General features: G+C 47.7%; 12 protein-coding genes. 6 read left to right on the forward strand and 6 right to left on the reverse strand.

Annotated elements, in window-relative coordinates:
• Positions 1–87 precede the first annotated feature (87 nt).
• Positions 88–678 carry a Fe-S biogenesis protein NfuA gene (gene nfuA, locus EDC56_RS12945; protein WP_123713003.1) on the reverse strand — a complete coding sequence of 197 codons (591 nt, stop codon included), beginning with the start codon at positions 676–678 and terminating at the stop codon, positions 88–90.
• A gap of 131 nt (positions 679–809) precedes the next feature.
• Here nfuA and metH point away from each other — a divergent pair, with 131 nt between their 5' ends.
• From metH to EDC56_RS12970, 5 genes are all read left to right on the forward strand, one after another.
• Positions 810–4,511 (forward strand): methionine synthase, encoded by a 3,702-nt coding sequence (gene metH / locus EDC56_RS12950; protein ID WP_123713337.1) that lies wholly within the window; start codon positions 810–812, stop codon positions 4,509–4,511.
• Positions 4,512–4,580: 69 nt separating this feature from the next.
• Complete coding sequence (locus EDC56_RS12955; RefSeq protein WP_123713004.1) at positions 4,581–5,909, forward strand: MATE family efflux transporter; 1,329 nt, start codon at positions 4,581–4,583, stop codon at positions 5,907–5,909.
• A gap of 364 nt (positions 5,910–6,273) precedes the next feature.
• Complete coding sequence (locus EDC56_RS12960) at positions 6,274–7,929, forward strand: nitrite/sulfite reductase (protein WP_123713005.1); 1,656 nt, start codon at positions 6,274–6,276, stop codon at positions 7,927–7,929.
• Entirely contained in the window at positions 7,922–8,413 is a 492-nt protein-coding gene (locus EDC56_RS12965) for a DUF934 domain-containing protein (protein ID WP_123713006.1), read from the forward strand. Before EDC56_RS12960 ends, EDC56_RS12965 begins: the two co-directional genes overlap by 8 nt.
• A gap of 80 nt (positions 8,414–8,493) precedes the next feature.
• Positions 8,494–9,669 carry a cation:proton antiporter gene (locus tag EDC56_RS12970; protein ID WP_123713007.1) on the forward strand — a complete coding sequence of 392 codons (1,176 nt, stop codon included), beginning with the start codon at positions 8,494–8,496 and terminating at the stop codon, positions 9,667–9,669.
• Here the strand turns inward: EDC56_RS12970 and EDC56_RS12975 are convergent.
• From EDC56_RS12975 to EDC56_RS12985, 3 genes are all read right to left on the reverse strand, one after another.
• Positions 9,666–10,235 (reverse strand): YceI family protein, encoded by a 570-nt coding sequence (locus EDC56_RS12975; RefSeq protein WP_123713008.1) that lies wholly within the window; start codon positions 10,233–10,235, stop codon positions 9,666–9,668. The two genes, EDC56_RS12970 and EDC56_RS12975, sit on opposite strands and share 4 nt — an antisense overlap.
• Before the next feature lie 92 nt (positions 10,236–10,327).
• Complete coding sequence (locus EDC56_RS12980; protein WP_123713009.1) at positions 10,328–11,257, reverse strand: electron transfer flavoprotein subunit alpha/FixB family protein; 930 nt, start codon at positions 11,255–11,257, stop codon at positions 10,328–10,330.
• Between the two features lies 1 nt (position 11,258).
• The gene (locus EDC56_RS12985) at positions 11,259–12,008 is read right to left on the reverse strand and encodes an electron transfer flavoprotein subunit beta/FixA family protein (protein ID WP_123713010.1); all 750 of its coding nucleotides are present in this window, start codon (positions 12,006–12,008) and stop codon (positions 11,259–11,261) included.
• Between the two features lie 429 nt (positions 12,009–12,437).
• Between EDC56_RS12985 and EDC56_RS12990 the strand changes: the two genes are divergently transcribed.
• Entirely contained in the window at positions 12,438–14,090 is a 1,653-nt protein-coding gene (locus EDC56_RS12990; RefSeq protein ID WP_123713011.1) for an electron transfer flavoprotein-ubiquinone oxidoreductase, read from the forward strand.
• 41 nt (positions 14,091–14,131) lie between these two features.
• Here EDC56_RS12990 and EDC56_RS12995 read toward each other — a convergent pair whose 3' ends face one another.
• Together EDC56_RS12995 and EDC56_RS13000 are read right to left on the reverse strand one after the other, a co-directional pair.
• Complete coding sequence (locus EDC56_RS12995; protein WP_123713012.1) at positions 14,132–14,662, reverse strand: DUF1285 domain-containing protein; 531 nt, start codon at positions 14,660–14,662, stop codon at positions 14,132–14,134.
• Positions 14,663–14,708: 46 nt separating this feature from the next.
• Complete coding sequence (locus EDC56_RS13000; protein ID WP_123713013.1) at positions 14,709–15,878, reverse strand: phosphoglycerate dehydrogenase; 1,170 nt, start codon at positions 15,876–15,878, stop codon at positions 14,709–14,711.
• Positions 15,879–15,914 lie beyond the last annotated feature (36 nt).

A 15,914-nucleotide genomic window follows, 5' to 3' on the forward strand; every position in this document is an offset into this window, starting at 1 on the left:
CTTAAGATTACATTTAAGTTAGATTGAGCGAGGAGCGAACAACACAGTAAAACAATAACCTACAAGACTGCCTCCCTGAAAGCCTTGCTAACCTTTGAAATAGGCGCCAGAACTATCGCTGTGATCTGTGACATCACGTACAGCTGTCAACTCAGGTATTTTCTCCATCAAATTACGCTCAACACCATGTTTCAGCGTCTCATCAACCATGGAGCAACCTTGGCAACCGCCACCAAAGCGCAAGATTGCAACACTCTCTTCGGTGATTTCAACTAAGCTAACTTCTCCTCCGTGTGACGCAAGAGATGGGTTCACTTCATTATAAAGTACGTAATTGACGCGATCCTCTAATGGACTATCATCGTTAACATTCGGCATCTTGGAGTTTGGTGCCTTAATAGTTAACTGGCCACCAAATTTATCTGCATTATAATCAACGAAAGCATCTTCTAAGAACACTACGCTACGTGCCTCGAAAAACGTCTTAAATCCTTCAAACTCACGAACGACATCATCATCTTTCATATCGTCCGGGCGGCAATATGCGATACAGGTCTCAGCCTTGGGTGTGCCTGGGCTACTGACAAACATCCGTATACCTAATACCTCACCCTCTTGCTTGGCAAGTAGCTCTGCTAGGTAGACTTGGGCTGACTCTGTAATTGTTAACTTTAACATGGACGGCTTTCCTTTCTCATGACGGCTCTATTTTACGCGTAGAAAGCAGTAACTGACTACACTATTGTAACTTTATAAGTAATATTCTGCTAAAATCGCCATCTTTATTTCAAGCTGTACCGATAGGAATGATGATGAGCCGCCTTCAGAGCCGTACTACACAACTAAAACAGGCCTTAAAACAGAAGATTCTTGTTATTGATGGTGCCATGGGGACCATGATACAGGACTACAAACTGACCGAGCAGGACTATCGAGGTGATCGTTTCGCCGACTACCCCTCTGACCTTAAAGGCAACAATGACCTGCTTTCGCTAACGCGGCCAGACGTTATCAAGGCGATTCATCTTGAGTACTTAGAGGCTGGCGCTGATATTATTGAAACAAACACCTTCAATAGTACTGCTATCGCCCAAGATGATTACGACCTTGGCGAGCTCGCAGAGGAGCTTAACCTTATCGGTGCTCAGCTTGCTCGAGAAGCCGCTGACAAAATGACGGCAAAAACACCTGAAAAAACCCGCTACGTTGCCGGCGTTATCGGGCCAACACCCCGTACAGCATCAATATCACCTGACGTTAACGACCCGGCCAAGCGAAATGTCACGTTCGACCAACTGGAACTTGATTACTACGCTGCTACCCGAGGGCTAATCAACGGTGGTGCAGATATACTGCTCATCGAGACTATCTTTGACACGCTTAATGCTAAAGCTGCCATTTTCGCCGTAAAGCGTTACTTCAATGAGCACCAGGTTGAGCTTCCTATAATGATATCGGTAACATTCCCCGATATCAGTGGTCGTGTCTTGTCTGGACAGAGCGCTGAAGGCTTCTGGAACTCTGTTGCCCATGCTAAGCCACTTATTATCGGTACCAATTGTGGCCGCCGAATCGCTGAGATCCGCCCTTTCGTCGAAGAGCTGGCTAATGTTTCTGACTGCTATTTCAGTGGCCATTTCAACGCAGGCCTACCTAACGAGTTTGGGGAGTATGACGAAAGCCCGGAAGATATGCACCAGCAACTCAGAGAACTCGCTAAACGGGGTTTTCTCAACCTTGTAGGCGGTTGTTGCGGTACTACTCCAGCTCACATATCAGCCATAGCCGATGCTGTGATTGACGTCCCCCCTCGCACACCACATAGGCCCAAACCCGCTTGTCGCTTAAGTGGTCTAGAACCTTTCAATATTGGCGAAGACTCCCTCTTCATTAACGTCGGCGAACGCTGTAACGTCACTGGCTCAGCACGTTTTAAGCGTTTAATTCTTGAAGAGGAATACGACACAGCCCTCGAAGTAGCAAGGCAGCAGGTCGAAAGTGGCGCCCCCGTCATCGACATTAACATGGACGAGGGAATGCTCGATGCCGTAGAGGCAATAACAACATTCTTAAACCTGATCGCAGGTGAGCCAGAAATTTCGAAAGTACCAATCATGGTCGACTCTTCGAAATGGCACGTTATAGAAGCTGGCCTAAAATGTATTCAAGGCAAATCCATCGTCAATTCGATCAGCCTCAAAGAGGGTGAGCAGGAATTCATCGACAAAGCTAACCTCTGCATGCTCTACGGCGCAGCCATAGTTGTCATGGCCTTTGATGAAACAGGCCAGGCCGACACTTATCAGCGCAAGATCGAGATATGCCAGCGCTCCTATGACATATTAGTCGGCATAGGCTTCAACACTAACGATATCATTTTCGATCCGAACATCTTCGCCGTTGCTACAGGTATCGACGAGCACAATAACTACGCCGTCGATTTCATCGAAGCAACACGCTACATCAAACAAAACATGCCCGGTGCTAAGGTCTCAGGCGGGGTATCAAACGTTTCCTTCTCATTCCGGGGTAACAACCCCGTACGCGAAGCTATCCACTCTGTATTCCTCTATCACGCCATTCAAGCGGGCATGGATATGGGCATCGTCAATGCAAGCCAGCTAGCGGTATATGACGACCTCCCTACAGAACTGCGTGACCACGTTGAAGACGTCATCCTTAATCGCCGCGATGACAGCACCGACCGCCTTCTCGATATTGCCGAGCGCTACCGAGCAGCCGGTAGCAACGCACAGGTTCAAGAAGAGGACCTTAGCTGGCGAGAGCAGGATGTCAATAAACGTATTGCCCACGCTCTCGTCAAAGGAATCACCACCTATATTGAAGCTGATGCGGAAGAAGCACGCTTAGCTGTTAGCAGACCAATAGAAGTCATTGAAGGCGCTCTAATGAGCGGCATGAATATTGTTGGCGATCTCTTTGGCTCTGGCAAAATGTTCTTGCCTCAGGTTGTCAAAAGCGCGCGAGTCATGAAACAAGCCGTTGCCTACTTACAGCCATTCATTGAAGCCGAGAAAAACGAAGGCCAGCAGTCAAACGGCAAAATTTTAATGGCTACCGTCAAAGGTGATGTCCATGATATTGGCAAAAACATCGTTGGCGTCGTTCTGCAGTGCAACAACTTCGAGGTTATCGACTTAGGCGTCATGGTTAGTTGCGACGAGATTATTAAGCAGGCGCAAGCTGAGCAGGTTGACATCATCGGCCTCAGCGGCCTCATCACCCCGTCGCTCGACGAAATGGTTCATGTTGCCAGGGAGATGGAGCGACTCGGTTGCAATATACCCTTGATGATTGGCGGCGCCACCACTTCTCGGGCTCATACGGCAGTAAAAATTGACCCAGGGTTCAACCTAAATCAGGTGGTCTACGTCACCGACGCCTCCCGAGCTGTCTCCGTGGCGACGGCGCTGTTGAATGAGGGAGCTAACCAATATAAAGCTGAGCGACAAGCGGAGTATCAAGCTGTTCGTGACCGCATTGCCAGCCGTAAAAACAAAGCGCCCCTATTAAAGCTCAACGAAGCGCGCAAGCGCGCGCCACAAATAGAGTGGCAAGGCTACACTCCTCCGAAGCCTAGCTTCACCGGTGTCAAAGTATACGAGAATTTTCCGCTAGAACAGCTAGTTGACTGCATTGACTGGACCCCCTTCTTCTTGACTTGGGAGCTGAGCGGCAAGTACCCCGCTATTCTCACCGACGAAGTCGTCGGGGAAGCTGCTACTAATTTGTTTGCCGACGCCAAATCAATGCTAGATGATATCGTGAAGAATCAGCGTTTCACGGCAAGTGCTGTCGTCGGTTTCTGGCCTGCAGCCAGCAATGGTGACGACATCATTTTGTATACCGATGAGTCTCGCAGTGAGGCATTAACTACTCTGCACCACTTGCGCCAACAAACCGACAAGCCGTCTAACAAGCCAAATTTCTGCCTCAGTGACTTTGTTGCCCCTGCCAGCACTGGAATTAAAGATTACATCGGTGGCTTTATCGTCACTAGCGGTGACGGCGCTGACATTATGGCCGCTGAATTCGACAGCCAGCAGGATGACTACAACAAGATCATGGTTAAAGCCATTGCTGACCGTCTTGCAGAAGCCTTTGCAGAACACATGCATCGCATTGTTCGTAAAGAGATTTGGCATTACGCAGAAGATGAATTACTCAGTAACGAGGAACTAATCAAGGAGAAATATCAAGGCATTCGCCCTGCCCCTGGCTATCCAGCTTGCCCCGACCATACTGAAAAAACAACGCTGTTCAGCCTGTTAAATGCCAAAGAGAATAGTTGCGTCAGCCTAACTGAACACTTTGCAATGATGCCCGCCTCCTCTGTCTCTGGGTGGTACTTCTCTCACCCGGAAAGTCAATACTTCGCCGTCGCTAAACTCAGCCGCGAACAAGTCGACGACATAGCCCAACGCAAAGGTGTTGCCACCGTCGAAATGGAACGATGGCTCAGCAGCAATCTCGATTACGAACCTCGCTAAATACCTTTGTTAACATCAGCAGCACTGCCTGCTGGTGTTAATAGCGTCCACCGATTTATAGAGGTTGTATTGCAACTATCACAACTACGCCAACTACTTATACTTGGCCTACCTATTTCAGCCGGCATGCTGTCACAGAGTCTATTAAGCCTCGTCGATATCAGCATGGTGGCACGTCTCGACGATCCCGACGCCCTTGCCGCCGTCGGAATCGGCAGTTATGCGAGCTTTCTCGCCGTCGCCCTGATAATCGGCCTCTCCGTTGGGGTTCAAACTCTTGTCGCACGCCGCTGGGGCGAGGGTAAAATAGAGCACTGCGGGAGACTCCTCGGCGATGGCTTATTACTCGCATTGCTAGGCGGGTGTTTGCTCACCACAGTATTCTGGTTTTCCTCCGACCTTATCATAGGAACGCTTAGCAACCACCCCGACGTTAACGCCATCGCCAACCCCTATTACGATTACCGCATCTTAAGTATCGTCGCCGTTGGCCTCAATTTCGCTTTCCGTGGTTATTGGAACGGTATCAAGCAGCCTCTAACCTACCTGAAGATCTTGCTAGTCGTTCACCTCTGTAATTTTAGCATCAGCTATTGCCTTATTTTCGGTCACTTAGGCTTTCCAAAGCTAGGCGCACCAGGCTCAGGGCTTGGCACTACAATCTCACTATACATAGGCGTGTTTCTCTACATCCTAACAACTTGGTATCACCAAGAAAAACCCTCCTTTACGATCAGCAAACAAAGCCTGCATAATCAACTCGCCATTCTTAAGCTAGCCACCCCTACCTCGCTACAGCAAATGATGGTTGCCCTTGGCGTTTCAACGCTGTACTGGATTATCGGTCAGCTCGGTGTTGCCGAACTCGCCGTCACACACGCCATTATTAATATCACCCTCTTTATCATTCTACCTGGCACAGGCATGGGCATTGCCGCAACGACGCTAGTCAGCAGCGAACTTGGCAAAGGCTTAAGCCATAACGCTTACCAGTGGGGGTGGGATACCGTTAAAGTGACTGCCCCTCTTTTAGCACTTCTCGGGCTGCCTCTCGTACTGTTCCCGCATTTCATACTAAAGATTTTTCTACCAAGCGACCCTAGCCTGATTGAACTTGGAACTGTGCCACTGCAAATTACTGGCGCCTTTGCCTTCCTGCAAGCCTTTACCCTAACAATCCCCCAATCACTCAATGGTGCTGGCGATAACAGGCGCGTCATGGTCTACAGTATTTTTCTACAGTGGGGCATCGGCTTACCGCTAGCACTGCTTGCCGCTTTTGTTTTTAAATTTGGCCTCATTGGCATCTGGTCAATGCAAATTATCGAGCGAATCATCGCCAGCATCACCTATGCAAGGCGCTGGCGCAACAAGAAGTGGCTCGAGCACAAACTGTAGCAATTAACACAAAGATTAAGCTTATGGCTATGTATAACGAGCATTTAACACCTTGCAAGCTAAAGCCATATCGCGGCTCTGATATACAAAACACAATATAGTAGCAGCCCACAAAACAAACCACTGAAAAAAAGAGTGTTATTGTGCTTTTATCTGCCCTCATAGCACGTAGTTTGACAGCATTTAAATAGTTACAATAAAACACTTTGACTGTTTGCTGCAGCTGTAAAATGACAGGTTACAGCAGACGATCATAAGTAAGAACCCCTACTAACACTCGCGTTATATACAGCTTTTTGCTATCCTGCGAGTTTTGGACAGTACTCAATTAGAGTCTTGGATAGCCACAGGTAATAATAGCAACATGTATGTTTATGATGACTACGATCGTCAGATACTCACCGATCGTGTAAAACAGTACCGAGGTCAAACTGACCGCTACCTCAAAGGTGAACTCTCTGAGAACGAGTTCCTGCCTTTACGCCTACAAAATGGCCTCTACATACAACGCCTTGCGCCCATGCTGCGCGTCTGCGTACCTTACGGCATGCTGAACACTAAACAAATTCGTAAGCTGGCCGAACTCTCACGCAAGTATGACAAAGGCTATGTCCATTTCTCGACTCGTCAAAACGTACAATTCAACTGGCCTGCGCTCGAGCACGTTCCCGAGATGCTCAAAGAGCTTGCTGAAGTTGAAATGCACGCCATCCAAACAAGCGGTAACTGTATTCGCAACACGACTACAGACCAGTTTGCCGGTGTTAGCCCTGATGAGCATGAAGATCCACGCGCCTACTGTGAAATTATCCGTCAGTGGTCGACGTTTCACCCCGAGTTTGCCTTCCTGCCCCGCAAGTTCAAGATGGCCGTCTGTGGCTCTACCGATGATAGGGCTGCGATCAGAGTTCACGATATCGCCATAGAAATAGTTAAAGACGCCAACGGCGAGGTCGGCTTCCGCATGCTTGTAGGAGGCGGTCTCGGACGGACCCCTGTTGTGGCTCCAGTTATCAAGGACTTCCTCCCTAAGCAGCACCTATTGAGCTATTTAGAGGCGGTGCTTCGCGTCTACAACCAGATGGGGCGCAGAGATAACAAATACAAAGCTCGAATTAAGATACTTGTTCGCGCGATGGGCGTGGAAGCTTTCAGCGAAGCTGTCGAAGCAGAGTGGGCACACCTTAAAGACGGGCCAGCGACCCTTCACGAAGAAGAGTTTCAGCGTATGAAGAGCTTTTTCACCGCCCCGCAATATAAACAGCTTGATAATGAAGAAAGCCTCTCTGCTGTTCAAGCTCAACGCGCCGAAGACATTGCTTTCGACAAATGGGTCTCACGTAGTGTTCGTACGCATAAGGTTGCTGGATACTCTTCTGTCACCCTTTCGACAAAGCCCACAGGTGTCGCACCTGGCGACGTAACTGATAAGCAGCTTGAGCAACTCGCAGATCTTGCCGATGAGTTCTCATTCTCTGAAATGAGAACAACACATAGTCAAAACTGCGTCTTGGCAGATGTCGAGACTACAGAGCTTTATGCTTTGTGGAAGAAGGCTAAAGCTATTGGGCTCGCTACGCCAAATGTTGGCTTCCTTACCGACATGATTTGCTGCCCTGGTGGCGACTATTGCGCCCTCGCCAACGCCAAGTCGATCCCTGTTGCAGAGGCAATCCAACGTCGCTTCGATAATATCGACTACCTGCACGATCTCGGTCCTATCGACCTCAATATTTCAGGCTGCATGAACGCCTGCGGACACCATCATGTTGGCCATATCGGCATACTTGGCGTCGACAAGAAAGGTGAAGAATTCTATCAAGTCATGCTCGGCGGCAATTCCGGCCTTAACACCAGTCTCGCTAAGGTCTTGGGTCCTTCTTTTAAAGCCGAAGAGGTGAGTGATGTGATTGCCAAGATATTAACCACTTTCACCCAGCTACGTAATGACGAAGAACTCTTTATTGATACCTACCGTCGCGTTGGCATCAAGCCTTTTAAGGAGAGTGTCTATGCTTAACATCATTAAGAACGGTGTCGTTATAAACAACGACTCTTGGACGCTTATTGAGAAAGATGTCGAACTTATCGACATTGAATCACTGAACTATATCGTAGTACCTCTCAAGCTCTGGCAGCAGCACAAAGAACAGCTAGCACCACTGGAAAACATTGGCGTCTGGCTGGATAGCGACGAACCTGCGTATCACCTTGCGCAAGACATCGAACAGCTCCCTCTCGTTGCAATCAACTTCCCTGTCTTTTCTGACGGACGCGGCTACTCTTATGCGGAAACTATAAGGCGCGACGGCTTTAAAGGAGAGCTTAGAGCCATCGGCGATATACTCAAGGACCAACTCTACTTCTATAAACGTGTAGGATTCAATAGCTTCGCACTACGAGCAGACATCAACGCAGAGGAAGCTCTAACTCATCTCACCGACTTTGCCGAGACCTATCAAGTCTCGCATAGCCACCCTACCCCACTATTTAAGAGACGCTAGAAGCGTTAGCGGCTGATGAATAATCACTCAGCCGCTACACTTACCCCTACCCTCAATCGTTTACTCACTTAAGAGAAGGTATGGAAGACTCCTCAGCACTATTCACTCATACATTCTTTCTCATCTTCACCGGTGCAGCGCTTCTCGCCTCACTTGCTCTCTACACCCGCCAACCGATTCTTCTCGCCTACATAGCAATCGGCGCCATACTTGGTCCCTACGGCAGCGGGCTAATTAGCCAAATAGCAATAATAAGCGACATATCAAAAGTAGGGATCTTTTTTCTACTCTTCCTTTTAGGTCTCGACATGCAGCCGCAACGCCTACTAAAAATGATGAAGCTAGGCACGGTTATCGCCATCGTAAGCTCCATTATCTTTACTTCTGTCGGCTACGGTATTGCCTATGTTTTCGGTTTCACACATGGAGAAGCACTCATCATTGGCCTCGCCTGTATGTTTTCTAGCACCATTATCGGCATCAAACTCCTCCCGACAACCGTATTACACCATCGGCGCACCGGCGAGCTGATGGTCGGCATGTTGCTACTTCAAGATATTATCGCTGTGTTGATTCTAATGGCCATCATGACGACAAATGAAGGTCATTATGAGCTCCTACCTTTACTCAAAGCGTTATTCGCACTACCCATCCTAGTCGGCGTGATCTACCTATGTGTACGCTTAATCATATTACCCTTGGTCGTTAAATTTGACCGGTTTCACGAGTATATATTTCTGCTTGCGATCGGCTGGTGTATGGGCTGCACCGAGCTTGCTCACTTGGTTGGTCTCTCTGCGGAAATTGGTGCTTTTGTCGGCGGAATCACCTTAGCAACCTCACCAATAGCCCAATTCATAGCAACAAATCTTCGCCCTTTACGCGACTTCTTCCTCGTCCTGTTCTTCTTTTCCCTTGGCGCTGGGTTTGACTTCTCATTATTAGATCAGATTATTTGGGCCGTACTAGCACTCTCTGCAAGCATGCTCATTCTAAAGCCAATTGTCTTTAAAAGCCTTCTTACTCGCCACTCTGATAACGACAACTTGGCTTGGGATGTCGGCTTTAGGCTTGGACAAATCAGTGAGTTCTCACTGTTAATTGCCTTTCTGGCTCTTGAGCGTGGGCTTATAGGCTCTAATGCCTCCCTACTGATTCAGGCGACCGCAATTGTCACCTTTATCATTTCGAGCTATATCGTCATCCTTAACTACCCCAGCCCAATCGCTGTCAGCGACCGACTAAGGCGTGATTAATTTGCTACGAACAACACATCGAAGCTCACTGGAACGGCCAAATCTATACTCGACAAGCGCGCTAAGCTTTTTAACACATCAACACCACCCAGCAAACCAAAGTCCTCTACACTCAACCAGATTGGTCGTTTTGTCAGCGCTCTGAAAGCACCGTTTTGCTGTTTAAATAAAACCACCTCAATTGGAACTTGAACTTTAAAACCATGCAAGTCGAGCGTAGAAATGACGGACAAATCAATATCCTCACCTTTTTTCAACAACAAAGCTTCTTGAGGGAGCTGCGCCTGCAAAGTCGCCTTTTTAAACCGATCAGTTTCAAACAGATATTTTCGCACCCTCTCGTCACGTATAACAATGCCCGTATCAACACTATTTAAATCAATCTCTATAACTAGGCGCCCGACACTATCAATGCTACCTGAGACCCCTTTAAAAAGATGCTGTTCCGCTATCGCGGCTTTCTTAACACTAGAAAAACCAAGCAACGAACCACCAGGCTCAAGTTCGTAGCTAGCCAATGCATAAGAGCTCCCAAGCAAAAATGTTAGCAAAGCTAATACTTTCATAATTTCAATCCTTTGGTTTGTTAAAAACAACTCACTCACGCATAAAAAAACCCGACAAAAGCCGGGTTTTTATTAAATCATACTGCAGCCTATTATAGCGCAGCAGATAACTCAGGCAAGGCATCGAATAAGTCTGCAACCAGACCATAATCTGCTACCTGGAATATTGGCGCGTCTTCATCCTTGTTGATAGCAACAATGACTTTAGAGTCTTTCATACCCGCCAAATGCTGGATCGCGCCGGAGATACCTACGGCTACATATAGGTCAGGAGCTACAATCTTACCTGTTTGACCTACCTGCATGTCGTTAGGAACGAAGCCTGCATCAACCGCGGCACGGGAAGCACCAACTGCTGCGCCCAGCTTATCCGCAACGGTATAAAGCAGCTCAAAGTTCTCACCATTCTGCATTCCACGACCACCGGAGATAACAATACCAGCAGAGGTAAGCTCTGGACGATCAGACTTAGCAAGCTCTTCAGAAACGAATTTGGACGTCCCTGCATCAGTAGCGTTAGCCACTGTTTCAACTGTAGCCGAACCGCCTTCAGCAGCAGCTGGATCAAAGGCTGTACCACGCACAGTGATAACCTTAATCGCGTCGGTAGACTGTACCGTCGCAACAACGTTGCCAGCATAGATAGGACGCTTAAAAGTATCTGCACTCTCAACTGTGATGATGTCAGAAATCTGAGCAACATCAAGCAGCGCTGCCGCACGCGGCAGTGCGTTCTTACCGTTAGACGTTGAAGGAGCAAGGATGTGGGTGTAATCCTTTCCAAGCTCAGCTACCAAAACACTGACGTTCTCAGCAAGCTGATTGGCGTATACAGCGTTATCGGCAACGACAACCTTATTGACACCAACAACTTGTGATGCCTGCTCAGCAGCAGCGCCACAATCGGCACCAGCAACGAGAACTGTAACATCACCGCCGATCTGCTGGGCAGCAGCAACGACGTTCAGAGTGGCAGATTTAAGGCTACTATTATCATGCTCTGCAATGACTAGGATGCTCATGTTAGATCACCTTCGCTTCAGTTTTTAGTTTTTCGACAAGCTCAGCAACGCTCGCGACCTTAACACCGGCCTGGCGCTCTGCTGGAGGCTCAACACTCAAGGTTTTTACTGAAGCAACAACTTCAACACCGAGATCTGCGGGAGAGACAACTTCAAGCGGCTTTCTCTTTGCTTTCATAATATTAGGCAAAGAAGCATAACGAGGCTCATTTAGACGAAGGTCTGTTGTCACAACTGCTGGCAACGAAAGCTCAACAGACTGCAAACCGCCATCAATTTCGCGTGAAACGACAGCCTTTCCGTCAGTAATGGTCACTTCATTTGCGAAGGTACCTTGCGGCATACCAGTTAATGCGGCAACCATTTGACCGGTTTGGTTGTTATCTCCATCGATGCTTTGCTTGCCTAGTATTAGCAGCTCAGGCTGCTCCTTATCGACAACTGCCTTAAGAAGCTTAGCAATGGAGAGAGGCTGAAGCTCGTCAGCAGTCTCAACCAGAATGCCACGATCCGCGCCCAGAGCAAGAGCGGTACGTATCTGCTCTTGACAGGACTTCTCACCCATTGAAACAACAATGACTTCAGAGGCAACCCCCTTCTCTTTTAAACGAACCGCCTCTTCGACCGCGATTTCACAAAAAGGGTTAATCGCCATTTTGACGTTAGCCAAATCAACGCCAGAACCATCTGACTTAGGGCGTACTTTAACGTTGTAATCTACAACTCTTTTGACAGCAACAATAACTTTCATGCATATACCGTTATATATTTCGAGTTTGTGAGTCACTGAAAGTAAATCCCGGAAGATCCTTTGCGTACTTTCAACCCAAACTGTTGTTCATAATAATGCGGTGCCATTATTGCCCTCCTCTATTAATAACGTCAATAGGCTTTGGACAAATGCATAGTTAAATATACCTATTCCGACGTAATGAGGTGAAATCAACATCCTTTAGTCACTATAACTCACAGTGATACCCCAAATATCCCCATGAAGCAGCATTAACCCTATAACCTGAGTGGCATAGTGAATCGCTTAGCGATATAATCTGCGCGTTTACAGCGGCAAATCAGAACCATTTATTATAGAGGTCGTCACCATTAGTACCGCCGCTTGCTCGTCATATTACCGGTAGACAGACCCAAAGAATATATAGTTAGAGACTAGAGGGAGAAGACCGTGGAACGTGAATCAATGGAGTTCGACATTGTTATCGTCGGAGCCGGACCAGCAGGCCTTGCTGCCGCATGTCGCATCAGACAGCTTAGTGAAGAGACAGGCAAAGACGTAAGCGTCTGCGTCGTTGAAAAAGGCTCAGAAGTAGGTGCCCACATCCTATCTGGCGCTGTTTTAGAACCTACCGCACTTAACGAACTATTCCCTGACTGGAAAGAAAAAGGCGCGCCACTCAATACGCCCGTTACTGAAGACAAAATATTCTTGATGACCAGCGCTGAAAAGGCCATCAAAGTACCTAACCCTCTCGCACCAAAAACATTCAACAACCATGGTAACTATATCGTTAGCCTTGGTAATGTTTGCCGCTGGCTTGCCGAGCAGGCTGAAGGGCTTGGCGCCGAAATTTACCCCATGTTCGCTGCTGCAGAAATCCTCTACAACGAAGACGGTTCAGTCAGAGGTGTTGCTACAGGAGATATGGGCGTTGCCGAGGATGGCAGCCATAAGGACGGCTACATGCCCGGCATGGAACTCCACGCTAAGTACACCTTCTTTGCTGAAGGCTGCCGTGGCCATCTTGGCAAACAGCTTATCGAGAAGTTTCAACTCAATGCAGGTAAAGATCCGCAGCACTATGGCATTGGTATCAAAGAGCTCTGGAAAATTGACCCTAGCAAGCACCAAGAGGGCCTCGTAGTCCACTCTACTGGCTGGCCGCTTAGCGAGACAGGGTCCGCAGGCGGATCATTCCTTTATCACATTGAAGACAACCAAGTTGCTCTTGGCTTGATCACTGACCTAGGCTACGAGAACCCGCACCTTAGCCCTTTCGAGGAGTTTCAACGCTATAAAACTCACCCTCAGGTTAAACAGTATCTTGAGGGGGGGGAACGCATTAGCTATGGAGCCCGCGCTATCGCTAAAGGTGGCATTCAATCTCTACCCAAAATGTCCTTCCCTGGCGGCCTATTAATCGGCTGTGACGCAGGCACCCTTAATTTTGCCAAAATTAAAGGCAGCCACACCGCGATGAAGTCGGGCATGATCGCCGCCGAAACTGCTTTCAACGCAGTCACAGCAGAGCGTAAAGCTGACGAACTTACCGAGTTCACAACAGCATTTGAAGCTAGCTGGGCCTATAAAGAGCTGCACGTTCAACGAAACTTTGGGCCAGCACAGCACAAGTGGGGTAACCTAATTGGTTCGGCATACGTCTTTGTCGATCTAAATATATTCAACGGTGCGCTGCCATGGACGCTTAACGACCCCAAACCAGATCATTCAACACTGAAGCTCGCCTCTGAATGTAAAAAGATTGACTACCCAAAGCCAGATGGCAAAATCACCTTTGATCGCCTAACTTCTGTCTCCTACTCATTCACTAACCACGAAGAGAATCAGGTCGTCCACCTACAGCTTAAGGATAGCAGCCTGCCACTTGGCGAAAACTTAAGCAAATGGAACGAGCCTGCACAAAGATATTGTCCAGCTGGCGTCTACGAGATAATAGCTGAAGACGATGGGCAGCAAAGATTCCAAATAAACAGTCAGAATTGCGTTCACTGTAAGACGTGCGACATCAAAGACCCGCTACAAAACATCACCTGGGTAACACCTGAAGGCGGTGGCGGACCAAACTACCCGAACATGTAATTTCGTGACGAATAAAAAAGCCGAGCAAATGCTCGGCTTTTTTAAAATATATACTTGCACCCCGCTGAAACAAAAGAAAAAACATCATCTGACTCTTCTGCAATATCCGCCAAATGGTAATAACAGGCTCTATTTAATTTAACATCAATACCGTCACGCAGCTTTACTACAGGGATTTTCTCAGAGCCAACCACCCGCATAGAAAAGGGGTGATCACCATCGATTTTAAATACTTCGTTAACATTAGTTCGCACCCAAACCACCTGAGAAGGGCTTTTTTCAACCTCTATATCAATTGCGATAAAAGGGCACTGCTCAACCACTATTTTCCACTTCTCAACCGGTGTAACTAAGACAAAACCGTTTTCCTCCTCATAACGCAGTATCGAAGCGAAAAGGCGAACCAACCCTTCCCTCTTAATCTCTTCGCCCTCATGAAACCAACGACCCAAGCTGTCGATCCTCATATCCATTTCACCCGACAACTCAGGATGCCATTTATCAAGAGGCGGAAGCGACTGCACACTGCCGTCAATCTGTTGAACTATTTTCTCAAACCCCTTAGACAACATCGTTACTAGTACCCCTGATAACCACTAAATAGAACTTTAGTGCCTGCTATAGCAAGCGAACATTTATTACGCCCTCAATTGCAGATAAGCTAGCCAACACCTCTGCCGATGGGCGCTCCGTCACATCAATAATATTGTACGCTATCTCCCCTCGGCTTTTATTTAATAAATCAATAACGTTAATATTAGCATCAGCGAGAATTGTGGTGATATTACCAAGAATTTTCGGCACATTATCATTCGTCAGCGTTAACCTAAAGCCACCGTCTCGAAACATCTTCAAAGAGGGAAAATTCACCGCATTGGTGATATTGCCATTTTCCAAGAAATCCCTAAGCTGCTCAGCAACCATAACCGCACAGTTATCTTCAGCCTCATCGGTGCTAGCACCTATGTGCGGCATCAAGATACAATCCTTTCTCCCCATTAACTTGCTTGATGGAAAATCACTAATATACTTTCCTAAATTACCACTCTCTAAACTCTCAACAATCGCGCTCGTATCAACAATCTGCTCTCTAGAAAAGTTAAGCAAAACAGTCGATGCATTACAGGACGCCAATATATCACTATTTATAATATTGATCGTGCTTTCTAAAACCGGAAGGTGCAAGGTAATAAAATCAGCGTGAGACATCACCGCGGCCATTGAGTCCATTCGCTCAACACTGCTCGGTAGGCGCCATGCTGCCTCAACAGACAATGCGGGGTCGTAACCTAAAACCTTCATCCCTAATGATAGCGCCATGTCGGCTATTCTTGAGCCTATCGCCCCAAGACCAACTACACCTAAGGTCCGCCCTGCCAACTCCCCCCCCTTAAACCGCTTCTTCTCCGCCTCCAATAAGGTACTTAACTCAGCATCGCTATATTGGCCTTGCAAGCTATTCACGTAATCAATACCCGATAAAATCCCCCTAGACGACAACAACATGCCCGCCAAGACAAGCTCTTTTACTGCATTCGCATTTGCGCCTGGCGCATTAAACACAGGTATTCCCTTCGTCGTACACACATCAAGAGGTATGTTATTAACACCCGCTCCAGCTCGAGCAATTGCCCTAACCGTTGGAGAGATATCCTTTTCCTGCATTTTATAAGATCGCAACAGAATGGCATCTGCTTGGTCGCAATCATCTTGCAGCGAATAGCTATCAACGGGTAAACGCTCTAAACCTTTCTTAGAGATTTGATTGTATGTACGAACCTTAAACATGTATCACCTTATCATCCTGACAATATTAGCTTGTCG

The sequence above is a fragment of the Sinobacterium caligoides genome (assembly GCF_003752585.1).
In the GTDB taxonomy this organism is placed as follows: domain Bacteria; phylum Pseudomonadota; class Gammaproteobacteria; order Pseudomonadales; family Sinobacteriaceae; genus Sinobacterium; species Sinobacterium caligoides.